This is a genomic window from Armatimonadota bacterium (genome assembly GCA_016789105.1).
Taxonomy (GTDB): domain Bacteria; phylum Armatimonadota; class Fimbriimonadia; order Fimbriimonadales; family Fimbriimonadaceae; genus UphvI-Ar2.
The window spans coordinates 45,283-62,835 of record JAEURN010000009.1; the positions used below are offsets into that span (position 1 = coordinate 45,283).

Here is a 17,553-nt window from a genome sequence, read left to right on the forward strand (position 1 = left end):
GCACCTGGCTTGCAACCGACTGGGCCAGCAGAAAGCAATAATGCCAACCGGTCGACACCCGGACAAATTGCCAGGAACATTAAGAAAACTTAACAAGTCTCAAGGCATATCGGCTAATATTGGGGACTGTGTCCGGGCCACGAAGCCCGGCGTTTCCCAGGAGACGATCAAACCCACATGAAAACCCGTGCTTTCACCCTTATCGAACTGCTGGTCGTGATCGCGATTATCGCGATCTTGGCCGCCATCCTTTTCCCGGTTTTTGCCCAGGCTAAGGATGCAGCAAAGAAAACCCAGTCCATCAGCAACCTCAAGCAGGTTGGAACGGCGGTCGCCATCTATAACTCGGATTACGACGACATCATGCCCGCCAGCGCCTACTTCGTCGGCCTGGGAACCCTTAACCAAGTGTTCTCGGTTTACGATGCGCTTGACCCCTACATGAAGAACAAGCAGATTTTGGTCAGCCCTGCCGACGGCCAAGGCCAAAGCTGGAAGGATCGTCTGAACGCCCTTGGCCTGAACACCATGCCCAACGGTGTGGAGCGCGCAAGCTATATCCCGAACCTCGGCCTGTTTGGCGAAAACCTTTGCGGATTCAAAACGGCCAAGACCCCGGTGACCAGCGCAACAGCCATGGAAACGGTTGCCGGCACGATCATGTTCTTTGACGGTTACATCCGCAAGTCGATCCCGACCCTGGACTTTTTCACGTTCATGGGAATGCCCCGACATGCTGACGGCTTGGTGATCAACTTTGCCGACACCCATAGCAAGTATTACAAGGCGACCGCAATCAACACGATCGCAGCGGACATCCCGACCCCGGCGGGCAGCCGCGCTCCGGTTTACTACAGCTGGCGGCGCGATGCCGTCAACTGCACCACCGGTGCTCTTTGCCGCACCGAAGGCCAGTTGCAAGCCGTTCCGATCTCGCCGGTCGGATTCACCCTGGATGGCGTGGTCGGCCCCTACAACGACCTGCACGGCATTCCGGGCAGCAACATCACCGATAGCGAAGACACCGCCGCCTGCCCGTAACCGGTCAGAAAACGGTAGGAATTCAGGGGCGGGCTGGTGGCAGCCCGCCCCTCATTTTTGGTAAGGTCCGTTTATGGCAGAACTTACGTATGACAAACTGTCGGCCGCCGGAATCGAGGCGGAACTCCCCTCGGTCCCTAATTGGACTATTGAAGAAGGGGAATTGACCCGCCGGTTTACATTTGAAACCTACAAAGATGGCCTTGTTTTCGCCGTGGCAGTCGGCTATGCCGCCGACGAACTGAACCACCACCCGGAATTGACGATCGGCATTGGCCATGTCCGGGTCAGCCTCGTCACTCATGAAGCCGGCGGCGGACTGACTGCTTACGATTTTGAATTCGCCCGACGGGTAGACCGTCTGGGACGCTGAGTCACCGGGCGAAGAGGATTGTCCAGTAGTGCTTCCTCTGGACTTGCCCGGGATCATCATCGATGTAGGTGTGCCCGACCCCGATGGTCTTGAGGTCAGGGTTCAGGATGTCCCGGGCGTAGTTCTTGATCAGCGACGCAGCTAGGGCGCGGGAATCCAGTGAATCGAACACCAATCCGACCGTCGCTTCGGGAGTGCCGTCCCGGGCCGCCAGACTGGTGACCGACAGGCCGATCCTTTCATCTCGGGTGTCGAAGAAATCGCCGTCGACCATGCTGACCGTCCAGGCTTGGGCGGTGCGAGCGAGCCCTGCGTCAAAGACAAGGTCTTTGAGCCCTTTGAGCTGCCGCTGGGCGTTAACCTCCTCCAAAACTTCCTTGGCCAAATTTTCAAGGTACTTGTCGTCAGGCCCCAGGAGGATGGTCCCGCCTGCAGGAGGTGGCGCAGGCTCGGCGAGCTGCCCAGCATCTGTGCGTTCATTAGGCGGGATCGGGGCGGTCATTTGGGCATTGAGGTTCCTGACCGCAAAAAGTTGCGTGAGTTCTTGGCCGTGCCCGGGCGGGGTCATCCGGGCGATAGAACTGATCCGATCCCCAACTACAACGTTATCCAGGGTGAGCCCATCGGGCATGCCAAAAACGCGGAAGAGCGACTTATCGTCCGCGATTAAAAATTCGCGCGTGGGTTTGGTCACGCTTGTTAGGCCCTTGCCATTGGTGTCGGTGGCCAAAAGGTCGACGACCAGTACCTTGCGGTCGCGGTCGATTTTGCGGATGACGCCGTCGTAGCGTGCGCTCCCCTTGGGGATTTCAAGATCCGGAGCAGGCGCAAAAACGACCGGTTGGGCAAGCCGTTTGGCCGCTTGCAGGGAAGGAAAAGCGTTGTAAACCGCCCCGGTGACTTGGTTCCACAGTTCAAAATGGACATGTGATCCGGTGCTTTCGGCGTTCCCTGAATCTCCGACCCAGCCGATGAGTTGCCCGGCGTTGACGCGGTCGCCGGATTTGAGTCCGGGGGCGAAGCAATATTCGGCTGTGCCCCGGGCGTCGTCTGTGCCTGGGGTGTCGTTATTCATGTGGTAGTACTCGGCCGTCCAGCCGTTATCGCCATAGATCGTGACCGTGTTTCCGGCATTGCCGAGCCCCACATTGAGTTCAACCACGCCGTCAAAGCAAGCGATGGCCGGGTTGAGCTTGGCGGACATGAGGTCTTGCCCATGGTGCCGCCGGGAGCCGCCGCCCCGTGACGCAAGGAAAGAATCGGAGTAGCTGACCTTGCCAGCGATGGGGAAAATGAGGGGCACGGTAACCCGGTCTTTGCAGACTTTGTCAGGCTCAATGGGGTTTTGACCGTCGGGGACGACGGCGGTCTGGCGGACGGCGTTCGGGTCGCTGGCCTGGATCAAAATCCGGTCGGCAAGAACGCGGCCTCCGTCCGTCCGGCCATACACAGCGAGCGGCGTCCCTGGTTTGACCTCTCGGAGTGAAACCCACCTCGCCGGGTTGTTTGCGTAATGGATCGGTGTCGAAGCATCGACGGCAAAGGTGTTTTGAGGCGGTGTCCCGTAATTCAGCTCTGTGCCATCGGGCTGGATGACCGACTCGGTTGTGGCAACAACGGTTTTTGCTGGGAAGTCGACGGCGGTGACGGTGGCGTTGTAGCGGATTGCCACTTGGGCCTTCGCCGCGCCACATGGAAGTCCAAGGGCAATTGCGGCAAGGAGCACGCTTGGGAATCTTTGGGACAGGTTCTTGACCGGCATCGCTTCCACCTTCAAAGACAGATTATGGATCCTGGGGGACCCGGCAATTTGTCTAGATTTTGCAGACGTATACACAATGTTAGAAATAGTAGACATATTAGTAGAATGTTTGATAGTGAATAACGAAAATGCGAAAAATTGTCAAAAAGTGTTGCTATTTCCCATAAAATCCCGTATAGTTCCAATCAATCCAGTTTCAACCCACGGATGGGGCGCAGTTGGAGGGATTTGGACAGGGGTGTCCGAAAAAGATGGGGTCGGCCCTAGGAAGAACAGCCGGCCCCAGCTTCATCAAAGAGGTTAGGCGAGGCGACTATGGCAGACGGCGTGGAATCAGCAACCCACTTGGCGGCCGTTCAGTCTTTGCTCTCTGGCCGGGATAAAACCACCCTCGACAAAAAGGGCCGGATGATGTTGCCCAAAACCGTCCGCGATGCGGTCGGGGTCAATTTTGTTTTACTGATCGGTCGCAAAGGGTGCCTTGAAGTTACCTCGAACCAGTATTACAACGAGCTGTGGGCCGAGATCAACCGCTATAGCAAGCACTCCGAGTACCGTCGCGACTACGCCCTCGAAGTGATGGGCAATGCTTTCCCCGGAGTTGAGGCAGAAGAGAGCGGGCGGTTCGTCGTTCCCCAGGCTATCGGCGACGAATGCAAGTTGACGCGGGGCGAAGCCGTGGTCGTCATCGGTGCGGGCGACGTGGCCGAGATTTGGTCGGAAAGCGAATACGCGGTTTACCAACGCGACCCCAAGGGCTACAACCGCGAACGGCGTGACCGCATCGCCGAACTTTACAAAGGCATGTTGGCCGAAGGGCCGGTGGCATGATGGAACGGATCCACGTCCCTGTCATGGCCCGCGAGGTGATGGAGGTCCTGCCGCTGGGGCCCGGCGCGACAGCGGTGGATGGCACTTTGGGGCTGGCTGGCCACGCGCTGATGATGGCTTCGCGCATCGCTCCTGGGGGCATGCTCATCGGTCTCGATTGGGATGAAGAGATGCTCCGCGAGGCGGAGACGAGGCTGGCTGGAGTGGAGAATGTGGAAGTCCGTTTGTTCCACACCGACTACCGTGGCTTGCGAGACTGTTTGGTCAGTGCGTGCTCGGGGGCAGGACGCGCACCGGTTGCGGATGCGGTCCTGCTCGATTTGGGTTTGAACAATGCCCAGATCGAAGACCCGGCCCGCGGAATTTCGTTCCGCAACGAGGGCGACCTGGATATGCGCATGGATCGGTCTCGTGGCGAACCGGCCAGCGCCCTGCTCAACCGGATCTCCCCCCTTGAATTGGAGAAAGCGCTTTGGGAATTCGGTGATGAGCGCTGGGCGCGCAAGATTGCCCAAGTGGTTGTGGAACGCCGCAAAAGGTCGCCGCTTCGGACGACGGCCGACTTGGTGGACTGTGTTTTGGCCGCCATCCCTTCGGCCAAGCGCGACAAGCGCATCCATCCGGCGACCCGGACCTTCCAGGCAGTCCGGATCCTGGTGAACGGCGAGTTGGACGACTTGGAAGGGGCCCTCCTTGATGCGGGGCTTTGCTTGGCTGTCGGCGGCGTCATGGCCGTCCTCAGTTACCACTCCGGCGAAGACCGGGCCGCAAAGTCTGCGATCAAGACGTTGGTCGCGGGCGGGAATTTCGAATCGATCTACAAAAAGCCGCTCCGTCCCCAGCCGGACGAAGTGGCCAGTAACAACAAGGCCCGCAGCGCGGCCCTCCGCGCCGTCCGCCGGGTCAAGGAAGACCAAACAGCATGAGTGCAGCCCCCTATATCCATGTGCGCGAACGCGCGACCGACAAACGGACGACGACAACGGCCCCCTCCAAGAAGAACCCCCTCCGTATTGAGCAGGCGGTGCCGGCCCGTCGGGCCAAATCACAACAATTCGGACTTTCCACGGCAGAATTTCTGGCTGCCCAAGCGGTTCTGTTCACCGTGTTTGCCGCCGCGTCGTTCATGGCCTCCGTTTTGGTGGGCAATACTTTGGGCGAATTGGAGCGCCGCAAGGCGGTGGATGCCCATTCCCAAGTCCGTTTGGCCCAAGCCGACATGGTGCGCCTCCGGCAGCGGTACGACCGTCTGAATAGCGCAGCCGACATCGGCGATTGGGCTTCGGCCCGCGGCTTTGTGGCGGCATATGGGATTGGGGCGGACAATGGCATCCCGACGAAAGACTAAAAACCGGGCCCCGGGCGGGGCGACCAGGCCGGTGGGCTTGTTTTTGGCGGCGGGGTTCATCGTGGCCGCGGCAACCCAAGCCAACGTGCAGGCGATCCACCGGAAGGACGTCGTTAAGCTGGCCTTTGAGCGCGGCCGCTACGAGGTCGAAGATGATTTGGTGGCCCGCCGCGGGTCGGTCATTTCGGCTGATGGACGAATCCTCGCGCAAAACGACGACGTTTACGAATTCCAGCTATTTTATAACAAACTGCCTCGCTCACCCGGTTTCTACGCCGAGCTGAGCCAGGCGACAGGGATTTCGATAGAAGAACTTCGGGAGCCGGCCCTAGTTGGCCAAGATCGCCGGACATGGGCGACTCCTTTGGGTGGCGACGAGGCCCGGGCGGTGCGCGCCATCACTCGAAAATGGAATGCCGACGGAGTTTCCCTGGCCAAAGTCATGCACCGCCGGTACCCGCTTGGCTGGACGGCGAGTGGGATTGTTGGGTTGGTGCGCCCCGATGGCGCGGTGAACGGCTTGGAAAAGAGCTTTGACAGCAAGCTGGCAGGGCAGAACGGGGAGGCTAAAGGGTTCATCGACCGAACCGGCGCGTTCATGTCGATCGACGACAAGGATCTGCGTCAGCTTGTTCAGGGCAAAGACATCACGCTCACCTTGGACAGCGTCTTGCAGTTCGAAGCGGGGCAGGCCGTTAAGCATGCGGTCGAGCTGAACAAAGCGGAGAGCGGGGCGATCGTGGTGATCGAGCCCAGCACCGGAAACATCCTCGCAATGTCGAACTACCCGACTTTTGATCCGGAAGGGAAGATTGGCGACGGAGAAGACCTGAACGTCGCCTACCGAGGGATGTTCGAGCCTGGATCCACATTCAAAATCATGACCCTGGCCAAAGCCTTGGATCTCGGTGATGTCGGCTATGCCGACCATTTGCAGTGCAGTGGGGCATTGCGGGTCTCCACCAAGACGATTCATTGTTCGCACGGGGCGCATGGAGACGTCGATTGGGAAAAGGCGATCGCCGAGAGCTGCAATGTGGCGGCGGCGACTTGGGCGGGCAAGATCGGGTCGGACGGCATGCACGGCTATATCAAGCAACTGGGACTGCTCGACAAGCCCTCGCTCGGCCTCCCCTGGGAAACCGGCGGCATGTACAACGAGAATGATCCGGCAAAGGCAATCCAATTGGCGACCAACGGCTTCGGCCAATCGATGAACGCCACCCCGGTGGCTTTGGCGAGCGCCTTCAGCTGTTTGGCAAACGGGGGCCTCCGCATGAAGCCCCGTTTGATTGCAAAAATCGGCGATGAGGAGACCAAGGTCGAGGCTGCGGGTCAAATCGTCAAGCCCGAAGTCGCCGATTTTGTAAAGAACCTGATGGTCTCGACAATCCAAAAGGACTTTGGCACAGGCAAGGGTCTCAGGATCCCTGGTTACACCTTGGCGGGCAAGACCGGGACGGCGCAGCGGCTCCAAGGATCCAGCCAAAAGGGTTGGGTCTCGAACTTTGTGGGGATCGTCCCGGCGCAAAATCCCAAGGCCCTGGTTCTCGTTATGATCAACGACCCCAAAGCGGGTAGCTATTATGGGGCGTCGGTCGCCGGGCCGGTTTTTGTGGAGATGGCCAAGACATTGATCCGGCGTTATGGCATTGCGCCCGATGGCGGCACGGCAACCCCAAGCCCGGCGCGGTAGAGTTCCGGCATGGTCGGGATCCGCTTGAGCGAATTGGCTGGCCGGCTCCAGTTGGATGCGGGGCTGTTTTCGGTGGCCTCCGGGGATCCGGTGATCACGGGTGTCTGTGCAGATAGCCGCTCAGTGAGGCCGGGCGATCTGTTCGTGTGCATGCCAAGCGCAAGCCGTGACACCCACTCCTTCCTGCCCGATGTCGCGGCAAAGGGGGCGGTTGCCGCCGTTGTTCATGGGCCGGGTTCAGTCCCCTTTTTGCGGGACGCCGAGCTGCCGGACATTTTCATTGAACCCACGGGGAGCCGCTTCAATTTCTCGACGGGCCAAATCTGCCGGGAAGTCTTGGGCGATCCTTCGGCAGAAATGGAAGTGGTCGGCATCACGGGGACCAACGGGAAGACCACGACGGCTTGGATCATGCGCCAGGCCTATGAAGCGTTGGGGGAGCGGGCAGCCTACTTGGGGACCTTGGGGTACCACGACGGGCAAAATTTGACCGCCGGAGCCAACACGACACCGTTCCCAGTGGATCTGTGGAACACGTTGGCGGACGCCCGGGAAAAGGGCGTCGGGACATTTGTGATGGAAGTGAGCAGCCACTCGCTGCAGGAACGGCGGGTGGCGGGGATCGGTTTTGATGCTGGTGTGTTCCTGAACCTCACTCAAGACCACTTGGATTACCACGGGTCGATGGCTGACTATGCCGCCGCAAAGAAGCTGTTGTTCACAGAATGGGCCGCCTCGACTTCCAAGCGGTTCACCGCCGTCCTAAACGGGGAGGACCCGGTGGCCCGAGCCTGGATGCGCGACCTCCCCTGCGAGGTATGGACCTTTGGTAGCGACGGTTCGGCAATCCAGGTTGAAATCTCGGACTTGGCGGTCGACAAAATGGAACTCATATTTGCATTTGGTGAGGAGCCCGTTCCGGCGTCGATCCCGTTGGGTGGGGCGTTCAACATTCAAAACGTGACGGCTTGCGCCGCAACGATGTTTGCCCTCGGCGAATCGCCCGCGCAGATCGTGGAAGGACTTTCCACGGTGAAGCCGGCCCCGGGCCGGTTTGAGCCGGTTCCAAATGGGACAGGGATTTCGGTTCTGGTGGATTACGCCCACACCCCCGATGCCTTGTCCCAGCTTTTGGGAACCGTGCGCAGCCTGGCAAAGGGTCGGATCATCACCGTTTTCGGGTGCGGCGGGGATCGCGACCGGAGCAAGCGGCCCTTGATGGCCGCAGAGTCGAGCCGGCATAGCGACTATTCGGTTGTGACCAGCGACAACCCCCGCACGGAAGACCCCCAGGCGATCTTGGACGACATCGCAGTTGGGATGACTGGGGATTTCCTCATCATCCCGGATCGGCGCGAAGCGATTTTTGCCGCCATTGCCAAAGCCGAACCTGGGGATGTCGTGGTGATTGCTGGTAAAGGGCACGAGGATTACCAGATCATCGGCCGCACCAAGCATTGGTTTGACGACCGGGTTGTGGCGGCGGAGGCGTTGTCTTGCCGGTGACGCTGCCGATGGAAACCGATATCCAGGTCAGCGCGACGGCTGCGGAGGGGATTCGGTGAGGTGTTCCGAGTTTGCCCGCAGGTGCGGCGGCGCATGGTCCGGACCAGGTGATCCTGAAATCACCGGATTTGCGACCGATTCCCGAGACGCGGGGCTTGGATCGCTGTTCATCGCCATCAAAGGAGACCGGGTCGACGGGCATGCTTTTGTTGCGGCAGCCGCCTCCCAGGGAGCCGTCGCTTGCCTGGTGGAGCGCGACTGCGGGATCCCCCAAATCACGGTTGATGACGTCGAATCTGCCCTGGCGGCATTCGGGCGGAGCCTAAGGGCAGAGTTCCATGGCCCGGTGGTGGGCATCACGGGAAGCAACGGCAAAACGACGGTCAAAGAGTTCACCGCCGCGGCCTTGCACCCACTCGGCACCGTGCTCAAGACTATCGGCAACAAGAACACCCAGTACACAAGTCCGCTCTTGTGGGCGGGGTTGACCCCGGATACAAAGGCCGTAGTCGTGGAGATGGGGATGAGGGGCTTCGGTCAGATCCGGCACCTGGCGGGAATCTCCCTGCCAACGGTCGGCGTGGTGACGGTGATTGGCACGGCGCACATTGAAAAGGTCGGCAGCCGGGAAGGCATCTTCCGGGCAAAATCCGAGTTGCTTGAAGCGCTCCCCGCCGACGGGGTTGCCATTGTGTGGCGGGAAGACGACTTTTTCCCCGATCTCGCGGCCGTGCCCAAATGCCGGACTTTGAGTTTCGGCGCCTCGCACGAGGCGGATTGTCAGGTTGTCGGGTATCGCAGCGACCAGTGGGGCAAATGCACCGTGCGCTTGGCATTCAAAGGGCACGAGGCTGAAGTTGACCTGCCCACATTTGGCCGCCACCAGGCCTTGAACGCGGCTGCCGCCGCCTTGGCCGCAACGTGTTGCGGCGTTGATTTCACCCAGGCCGTTGAGGGTCTGGCTTCGGCGGATTTGCCGGGTATGCGGCTGGAGGTGTTGGTGCGCCAGGGGGTCACGGTTCTTGTCGACACTTATAATGCCTCCCCCGATTCCACAGTGGCGGCTTTGGAAGCCCTGGCCCAGGGCCCGGCGCAAGGCCGGCGCTTGGCGGTTTTGGGCGAGATGAAGGAGCTTGGCGATTTCACTGAACGCGGGCACCGATTGGTCGGTCAAGCCCTCGCCCATAGCGGAGTGGATCGTGCGCTCCTAACCGGTGGGCCAACCCGTTATATCTATGATGAGGCGCGGTCAGCGGGGATGAAGGAGGCGGATATGACCTCGCTGGACGAACTGGATTTGCACCGCGTCCGGGCATTTCTGGATGGGCTTGAGCCAGGTGACACAGTTCTGATCAAGGGATCCCGGGCCCTAGGGCTGGAATCCGTGTTGGAGGGCTGGCTTGCGTGAACTCGTCCCCGCTTTGGTGGCGGGTCTTTTGGGGGCGGCCGTCCTCTCCCCGTTCATCTTCAAGTTACTTGTCCGGCTCAAAAGCGCCCAAAATGTTAGCAAGCATCTAGAAGGGCACCAGCACAAACAAGGCACCCCCACCATGGGTGGACTGATCGTGCTCTCTGGCTTGTTGTGCGCCATGGCTTTCACTTGGCGCCAGGATTATCTGGCCCCTTTAGTGCTGATCCTGTGTTACGCTGCCGTTGGGTTTGCCGACGATTTCTTGGTTCCCAAGTTGAAACCTGGCAGCCGGGGCCTGCACTGGATGCCGAAATTGGGATTGGAAATCGGTGGCGCAGTTGCGGCGGCGTGGCTGACCGGCTACACGGCCCCTTGGCAACTCGCCCTCTTTGTGTTTATGGTTCTGTTTTTGGGCAACGCCTACAACTTCAGCGACGGGCTGGACACCCTGAGCGGTGGGCTCGGGGTGGTCATCTGCCTGGGCCTCATCCTTCTTTCCATGGGGACTCCGGCAATGATGGGCGCGGCAAATATCGAACAGCAGCTATCGCAAAGCCATGTCTTGGTTTTGGGTGGGCTCGCTGTTTCATTTTTGCCGTTTTTGGCGTTCAACGCTCCCCCGGCCAGAGTGTTCATGGGCGATGTCGGGTCGTTGCCGATCGGCGGCATATTGGCGTGGGCGACCATGCGAATTCTTGCTGAAGGTTCGGGCCGAATTTGGTTTGCAACCGGAATTGTGTTGCTCGTGATGTTTGTTGAAATCGCCCTCCCGCCGATCCAGGTGTTTTGGGTGAAGGCGTTCAAAAAGCGGGCGTTCAAGTTCAAAACGCCGATCCACCACGCATTAGAAGATCTTGGGTGGCCGCACACGCGGATCGTGTGGTTGTTCCATGTTGTCCAGGCTTCCCTGGTTGTGTTGGCCTTGGCCTGGGTGTGGCAATGAGCCGGGCCGAATTCGCGGGCAAGCGCCTCGCCGTGATTGGGTTGGGGGTGAGCGGGGTGGCGATGTGCGAAGCGGCGGCGGCGATCGGAGCCGTCCCGGTCGGGTTCGACGAGATCCCAAGCGACGTGCCCCGGGTGATGGAAGCGGCCGACCGCCTCCAAGCACTTGGCATTGAAGCGGTGACTGGCTGGCACGGCGAATTGGAGGCCGGCTTTGACTGGGTTTTGGTGAGCCCGGGGCTGCCGCCGGGGCATCCGGTCATAGAGGCTTGGAAGGGCAAGGTCATGGGAGAAGTAGAGTTTGCCTTCCGCATTGCCAAAGCGCCGATCTTGGCCATCACCGGCACCAATGGGAAAAGCACGACGACCGTCATGCTCTATAAGATCCTGGAGGCCCAAGGGGCCGTCCTGTGCGGAAACATCGCGGGCTCTGGATACCCGGAAAGTGTCCTTTCCACCGCTGCCCTCAAGACGTCTTCGGATGGGGTGCTGGTTGCCGAAGTTAGCTCGGCCCAATTGGAGACGGTCATCGGTTTCCGACCCAAGGTGGCCTGCATCACGAACATCACCGAAGACCACCAGGATCGATATGGCAGCATGGAAAAGTACCGGGCGGCCAAGATGAACCTGTTCAAAAATATGGCTGAAGGGGACACGATCGTTTGGAACGCAGACGACGGCACCGTGGCCTTGACGGGTACAGAGACGGCCGAGGTTTTGAGGGTTTTGCCAAAAGGGGGTGAAGGCCGCTATTGCCGCCGCAGCGGTGCGACGATCTGGTTCGGCGACCGCGATTTCCAGCTCGTGGATTTGCCGTTCTTGGGTGAGATGAATGTTGCCAACGCCATGGTCGCTTGGACGATGGCCTGTGCTTACACCGGGGGAGTCCGGCCGGGCATGGTGGAAGGACTGCTCAACTTCCATCCGCTGGAGCACCGAATGGAGCCGCTGGGCGTCCGGGGTGGTGTACAGGTTGTCAACAATTCAATGTGCACAAATCCCATGGCTGTGATAAATAGTTGTGAAAGTTTGAGTTCCAAACTGCATGTTTTGATGGGGGGGAACACGAAAAATGGCGACTATTCCCCTTTGCGGGATTACTTGCAACAAGGGGATCAAAAAGTGTATCTTTACGGGAGCGATGCAAAGCATTTGAACGGCTTATTGGGCGGAGGGTATCCAGAATATCCCGAGCTTGAATCGGCGTTCTCTGCCGCGGTCGCCTCGGCCAAGCCGGGGGAAGTGGTCATGCTCGCCCCCGGGTGTGCCAGCTCCGGCCCCTACAAGAACTTCAAGGAACGCGGAGCGGCCTTCAAAAAAATCGCCAAGGACTGGCTGAATACATGAAGAGATACGGAAATCCTGACTACCTCCTGTTCGCTGCCGCGGCAATCGCCACGATGTTTGGGATCATTGCCGTTTGGGATGCCGGCTATGCCGAATCGGCCGTAAAAGGGGAGGGGTTCCCCCGTGCGGTATTGATGCAGTCCCTTTTCGCCTTGGCAGGTTTCGCCGGATGTTGGCTATTGAGCCGGTTACCCGCGGAAAAACTGAGAAAATACGCCTGGCCCGCGGTCATTGTCACCGCCCTGCTGTTGGTTGGCGTTTTGGTGTTGGGGAAACCGGTGAACGGGGCAACGCGCTGGTTCCGGTTTGGGCCTGCGTCGTTTCAACCCAGCGAGGTGGCCAAGCTCACTTGCATCCTGTTTTTGGCTTCTGCATTTGCCGGCCATACGGCTTGGAAGTCGGTGCGCACCGGATCGCTCCGTCTGTGGTTGGGTCGGTGGCTCTTCCCAAAAATCGCCAGGGCGTGGCCCCTCATCCCCGTTGTCGCCGTTGTCGGACTGATTGAATTGCAACCGGATTTGAAAACGGCGATGGTTATTGTGGTGACAAGTGCCTTTATGTTGTATGCGGCTGGCGTCTCTCACAAAAGCTTCGTCACCGTGGCCGTGGTTGTCGCCTTAGTCGGAGCGGCCGCCGTGGTCGACAAGCCTTACCGTTTGACTCGCATCCTGAGCCATGGCGACCGTTGGAGCGAGAGCAAGATCGATTCTATCGGTTTCCAAACCACCCAAAGCGAAACGGCTTTGGCAATGGGGGGTGTGCTCGGCAAAGGGTTTGGGCAGGGCCGCGCCAAATATACGCTCCCCGAGCCCACCAGTGACTTTGTGTTGGCGACAATCGGCGAGGAGGCCGGCCTGGTTGGCTCGATCGCGGTGATCGGGCTCCTCGGGTTTATTGTTTGGAGGCTCTACCGCCAAGGAATGGAGCGCGTGGACCGCTTCCAGCGGCTGACCTTGGTCGGGATCGCGTGTTGGATCGGGATCCAAACCGTGGCGAATGTCGTGGTGGCGAATGGGGCGATTCCTGTCATGGGGGTTCCGCTGCCCTTTTTCAGTGGGGGCGGTTCGAGCCTGCTGGCCTTGTGGTTGGCGATCGGGGTGGCCCAATCCGTAGTGCGATCCCCCAACATCTTGGTTGAAAGCGGTGAACCCGTCCGTCAACCAGAACAGGAACCCGCCCGGCGGGCCTATGTGAGATGAGGATCCTTGCCACAGGCGGCGGGACCGGGGGGCATGTCTACCCTGCATTGGAAATCGCCCTCGGGGCAAAAGCGCGGGGGCACCAGGTTGAATTTTGGGGCTCGAACAGGGGCCAAGAAGGGGCGGCTTGTGAAAAGGCGGGGATGGAGTTCCGTGGATTTGAATCGGGCCCGGTCTACCGGCTGACGTCATTACGGGGACTGAAAAGCCTGGCGGCCTTGCTCAAGGTCACAACCCAGGTGAAGGCCCAGATGGCCGGGCGCGGCTTTGACGCCGTGTTTGCGACCGGTGGTTATTCGGCTGCCCCTGTTTTGAATGCGGCTCGGAAGCTGGGCGTCCCATTGGTCTTGCACGAGCAGAACTCTGTTCCGGGCCGGACGAACCTGATTATGGGCCGGTATGCGTTTGCGGTCTGCACGGCGTTCAAGGCAACGGCAAAGCACTTCCCGGCGGGCAAGGTCAAGCGAGTCGGCATGCCGGTTCGGCAAGTCTTGCGCGAATCTGCCGCACAGGGCCGCCTGCCGGTAGGGCAGTCGGCGCACCCGTCCATTTTGGTGATGGGCGGGAGCCAGGGCAGCCAGGCCCTCAACGACATGGCGCTGAGCACCGCCCTGCGTATGGCCGACCGGCCCCTCTCGTGGACGCACATCACCGGGCTCACCCACTTTGAAAGCACAATGGAGAGCCTGGCGCGGATGGGGATCCGGTCAGAGTATTCGGTTAAAAGCTACCTCCAGGCCCCCGAATTGGCCGACGCCTTTTGCCAAAGCGACGTCGCCGTCTGCCGGAGCGGGGCAGGAACACTTGCCGAATTGGCGGCATTCCGCCGGCCGTCCATCTTGGTGCCCTATCCGGCGGCTTTCCACGACCACCAGTATCACAACGCGTTGGAGTTTGCGGATTTGGGCGCGGCCGATGTCATCCGGCAAGGGGATCTGGACCCGGCCGTGTTGGAATCGCGGATTTTGGGTTGGCTCAACGACCCCGAACGCGTCGACGCCGCCCGAAAGGCGCTAGCCGAATGGGACGTGCCGGATGCCGTCGACCTTGTTTTGGATATCGTTGAGTCGGCGGGGCCGGCGCGGAAATGAGGACAAAACAAGAAATCGCCACGGCATTTGGGAGCCGCGAAGAATTGCGCGGTGGGGATTCGTTTTTCTTAGTTGGGATCGGCGGCGCGGGAATGGCCGGAGTGGCCAGGTTGCTCAAAAACCGTGGCTACCGGGTGCGGGGAACCGATTCCACCGATTCGCCTCTAATCCATGCGATGCAGTCCGAGGGGATCGAGGTGCACATCGGCCACAGCGGAGTGGGGATCGAGCCGGGCGACCGGGTGGTTCTGACCGATGCGATCGATTTGGCCTCGTCGCCTGAAGTGGCGCGGGCCCGGGAGTTGGGTTTGCCCATTTTCCGCCGGTCGCAGGCCCTTGGTTGGCTGCTGGAAGGGAAGAAAACCATTGCCGTGACCGGCAGCCATGGGAAATCGACAACCACGGGGATGGTCGCTTCTGGATTAATCGCCTGCGAGATGGACCCCATGGTCGTTGTGGGGGCGGAAATCCCGGAACTGGGGACTTCTGTGGTGGATGGCGGCGGGAATTTTGCCGTCGTCGAGGCGTGCGAGGCCTATGACAGCCTCCATGATTTTGACCCCGATATTGCCGTCCTGCTGAATCTTGAACTCGACCACGTGGATTTCCACGGGACATGGGAGAATTTGCGGGATTCCGTGACGCGATTCGCCAACCGGGCCCGGATCCTTGTGTACAACCTCTCCGATCCGGGGGCTTGCGAGATCGCGAAGCGGGTTGGCGTGGAGAAAATCGGTTTCGACCCGGACGTATCCCCGGTGGACGGCGAACTTCGGCAAAAAGGGGCGCACAACATCGCCAACGCGTCGGCCGCCTGGGCCGCCATTCAGGTGGCAGGGGGCGGGGCAGCCGCTCTGGAAGGAATCAAAAATTTCGGCGGGGCCGAGCGCCGTCAGCAGGTGTGGTTCGATGGGGAAATGGCGGGTTTTGGCCGGTTGACCGTGATCGACGATTATGCTCACCACCCGACGGAAGTCGCGCAATCGTTGGCGGCCGTTCGCGCGGGTTGGCCCGGGCGCCTTGTCGTTGTTTTCCAACCCCACTTGTATTCGCGAACCGCCCCTTTGATCGACGAATTCGCGGCTGCGCTTGACCATGCCGATTTGGTTGTGCTTACGGATATCTACCCGGCCCGAGAAGAGCCGATGCCAGGTGTGAGCAGCTGGCGGATCTTGGAAAAATGCAAAAAGCCGGGCTATTACGTACCGGCGCGGCAACAACTCCCGATGAAAGTGGCCCGTTGGGTCGAGCCCGGCGACGTCGTTGTTGGGATGGGCGCGGGGAACATCTCAGAGTTTGCCGCCGGGTTTGTTGCCGAAATGGGCCGTTGCGACCGGCCCACGCGCTCGGTTTGGGTGGCTTATGGGGGGCTGAGCCCAGAAAGGGAGGTTTCGATCCACAGTGGGAGGGCCGTCCACGCCGCTCTTTTGTCAAAGGGATACCGATCTGAGCTTGTCGATATCGCGGCAGTGGCTCTTGGGTCTGGCGATTTGAGCCGTTTGGTTGGCCCGGACCGCCCCGATGCCATCTTTTTGGCGATGCACGGCGAATGGGCCGAGGATGGCGGCGTGCAGGGCCTGCTGAAAACGTTTGGTGTGCCCTACACGGGTTGCGGGATCCAGGCTTGTGCATTAGCCATGGATAAAGAGGCATCAAAACGAGTGTTTGCCGCAGCGGGGATCCCGGTTCCGCAGGGGATAGTGGTCCGGCGTGGCCAACCAGTCCCCGACTTCCCGGTTCCGGCCGTGGTCAAGCCGAACGGGCAGGGCTCCACTGTGGGGCTGAGTTTTGTTTCACGGCCTGAAGAATTGGCGCCGGCCATTGAAAAGGCGCTGGCCCACAATGATGAGGTTTTGGTCGAAGAGTTGATCGAAGGAGTCGAGATCAGCGTGCCTGTCATGGGGGATCGCGCGCTGCCTCCCGTCGAGATCGCCCCTCAAGAAGGGGACTACGATTTTGCGAACAAATACACGCCGGGGGCAACCGATGAGATCTGCCCGGCCCGGCTGGCACCGGAACAGATGCAGGTGGCAATGGCTCAGGCCCTGGCATGCCATCGATCACTGGGTTGCCGGGGAATCACCCGCACAGATATGATCGTCACAAAGGACAAGGTCGTGGTGCTGGAATTGAACAACTTGCCCGGAATGACCGAGACGAGCTTGGTTCGGAAATCGGCCACCGAGGCCGGGATCAGCTTCCCAGACCTGGTTGAATGGATTTTGCTCGATGCCCTCGAAAAAACCTGCCCGTAATCGCAACCCGCAGCCGCGCAAGCCAGCCGGCTTGGGCCTTGGCGGCTTCCTTTGGATACTGGCGATTGCCAACCTTGCCGCTGGGCTGGGCATGAGCACGGCAACTGGTCTGAAATCGGTCACGGTGAAAGGGGCAAACTCTGATGAATCCAAGTTGATTCAAAAAAGGCTGCAAATATGGGCTACAGTCCCGTGGATCCGGCAGAGCCAATCCGCAATGGAGACGTCGATTTTGGCCGACAACCGTCTTGCCGAGGCAAAAGTGACGACGAACATTTTTGGACGCGGTACGGCGGTTGTCGTCCCCCGTGTCCCGGTCGCCCGGGTTGAGGAGAATCTTGGCGCCGAGAAAGAGCCGCCCAATTTTGCTACCTATTTGGATAGCCGAGGCACGCTGTATCAGGATTATTGGGCCGAGGCATTCAAAGGCCCTGATTTGGTGCTCCCGGCATCTTCCATGGCTATGCAGTTGACGGTTGTGCCGGCCTGGCCGTTGGTTTCGGTCGCGCATGTTGCCGCCAAAAGTCAGACTTTCCTCGGCGAACTGCCCTTTAAGGTTGTGTTGGATGAGCGATCCGTTCTATCCTTACAGGTGGTCGATGGTCCCCAGATCGTTTTGGGCACAGATTCCGATTTGGACGAAAAGTTCGACGTTTTGGAGCGGGCATTTCGCGAGGAAAAAGACAAGGTTCTTCGCTACAAGTCAATCAATGTGAGCGCACCTGACCGGCCCGTTTACGGATCTTGAATC

General features: G+C 59.9%; 15 protein-coding genes. 14 read left to right on the forward strand and 1 reads right to left on the reverse strand.

Annotated elements, in window-relative coordinates; translation table 11 throughout:
* Positions 1 to 177 precede the first annotated feature (177 nt).
* Both JNM28_11520 and JNM28_11525 read left to right on the forward strand, forming a co-directional pair.
* A complete protein-coding gene (locus JNM28_11520; protein ID MBL8069070.1) occupies positions 178 to 1,041 on the forward strand; it encodes a prepilin-type N-terminal cleavage/methylation domain-containing protein in 864 nt (287 codons plus the stop codon).
* A 73-nt stretch (positions 1,042 to 1,114) separates the two neighbouring features.
* The gene (locus tag JNM28_11525; protein MBL8069071.1) at positions 1,115 to 1,414 is read left to right on the forward strand and encodes a 4a-hydroxytetrahydrobiopterin dehydratase; all 300 of its coding nucleotides are present in this window, start codon (positions 1,115 to 1,117) and stop codon (positions 1,412 to 1,414) included.
* A 1-nt stretch (position 1,415) separates the two neighbouring features.
* Here JNM28_11525 and JNM28_11530 read toward each other — a convergent pair whose 3' ends face one another.
* A complete protein-coding gene (locus tag JNM28_11530) occupies positions 1,416 to 3,191 on the reverse strand; it encodes a peptidoglycan DD-metalloendopeptidase family protein (protein MBL8069072.1) in 1,776 nt (591 codons plus the stop codon).
* A 300-nt stretch (positions 3,192 to 3,491) separates the two neighbouring features.
* Here JNM28_11530 and JNM28_11535 point away from each other — a divergent pair, with 300 nt between their 5' ends.
* The 12 genes from JNM28_11535 to JNM28_11590 are packed head-to-tail and all read left to right on the forward strand — an operon-like array spanning position 3,492 to position 17,550.
* The gene (locus JNM28_11535; GenBank protein ID MBL8069073.1) at positions 3,492 to 4,007 is read left to right on the forward strand and encodes a hypothetical protein; all 516 of its coding nucleotides are present in this window, start codon (positions 3,492 to 3,494) and stop codon (positions 4,005 to 4,007) included.
* A complete protein-coding gene (rsmH, locus tag JNM28_11540; GenBank protein ID MBL8069074.1) occupies positions 4,007 to 4,933 on the forward strand; it encodes a 16S rRNA (cytosine(1402)-N(4))-methyltransferase RsmH in 927 nt (308 codons plus the stop codon). Before JNM28_11535 ends, rsmH begins: the two co-directional genes overlap by 1 nt.
* Positions 4,930 to 5,355 carry a hypothetical protein gene (locus JNM28_11545; protein MBL8069075.1) on the forward strand — a complete coding sequence of 142 codons (426 nt, stop codon included), beginning with the start codon at positions 4,930 to 4,932 and terminating at the stop codon, positions 5,353 to 5,355. The genes rsmH and JNM28_11545 overlap by 4 nt, the downstream gene beginning before the upstream one ends.
* The gene (locus JNM28_11550; protein MBL8069076.1) at positions 5,333 to 7,051 is read left to right on the forward strand and encodes a penicillin-binding protein 2; all 1,719 of its coding nucleotides are present in this window, start codon (positions 5,333 to 5,335) and stop codon (positions 7,049 to 7,051) included. The genes JNM28_11545 and JNM28_11550 overlap by 23 nt, the downstream gene beginning before the upstream one ends.
* Before the next feature lie 9 nt (positions 7,052 to 7,060).
* Positions 7,061 to 8,557 (forward strand): UDP-N-acetylmuramoyl-L-alanyl-D-glutamate--2,6-diaminopimelate ligase, encoded by a 1,497-nt coding sequence (locus JNM28_11555; GenBank protein ID MBL8069077.1) that lies wholly within the window; start codon positions 7,061 to 7,063, stop codon positions 8,555 to 8,557.
* 55 nt (positions 8,558 to 8,612) lie between these two features.
* Entirely contained in the window at positions 8,613 to 9,965 is a 1,353-nt protein-coding gene (gene murF, locus JNM28_11560) for a UDP-N-acetylmuramoyl-tripeptide--D-alanyl-D-alanine ligase (protein MBL8069078.1), read from the forward strand.
* Positions 9,958 to 10,911, forward strand: a complete 954-nt coding sequence (locus JNM28_11565; GenBank protein MBL8069079.1) for a hypothetical protein — start codon at positions 9,958 to 9,960, stop codon at positions 10,909 to 10,911. The genes murF and JNM28_11565 overlap by 8 nt, the downstream gene beginning before the upstream one ends.
* Positions 10,908 to 12,257, forward strand: coding sequence for a UDP-N-acetylmuramoyl-L-alanine--D-glutamate ligase (gene murD, locus JNM28_11570; GenBank protein ID MBL8069080.1), 1,350 nt, complete (start codon positions 10,908 to 10,910; stop codon positions 12,255 to 12,257). The genes JNM28_11565 and murD overlap by 4 nt, the downstream gene beginning before the upstream one ends.
* Positions 12,254 to 13,456, forward strand: a complete 1,203-nt coding sequence (locus JNM28_11575; GenBank protein MBL8069081.1) for an FtsW/RodA/SpoVE family cell cycle protein — start codon at positions 12,254 to 12,256, stop codon at positions 13,454 to 13,456. The genes murD and JNM28_11575 overlap by 4 nt, the downstream gene beginning before the upstream one ends.
* Entirely contained in the window at positions 13,453 to 14,547 is a 1,095-nt protein-coding gene (locus JNM28_11580; protein ID MBL8069082.1) for a UDP-N-acetylglucosamine--N-acetylmuramyl-(pentapeptide) pyrophosphoryl-undecaprenol N-acetylglucosamine transferase, read from the forward strand. The genes JNM28_11575 and JNM28_11580 overlap by 4 nt, the downstream gene beginning before the upstream one ends.
* Positions 14,544 to 16,802 (forward strand): D-alanine--D-alanine ligase, encoded by a 2,259-nt coding sequence (locus tag JNM28_11585; GenBank protein MBL8069083.1) that lies wholly within the window; start codon positions 14,544 to 14,546, stop codon positions 16,800 to 16,802. Before JNM28_11580 ends, JNM28_11585 begins: the two co-directional genes overlap by 4 nt.
* Complete coding sequence (locus JNM28_11590) at positions 16,777 to 17,550, forward strand: hypothetical protein (protein MBL8069084.1); 774 nt, start codon at positions 16,777 to 16,779, stop codon at positions 17,548 to 17,550. The genes JNM28_11585 and JNM28_11590 overlap by 26 nt, the downstream gene beginning before the upstream one ends.
* Positions 17,551 to 17,553 lie beyond the last annotated feature (3 nt).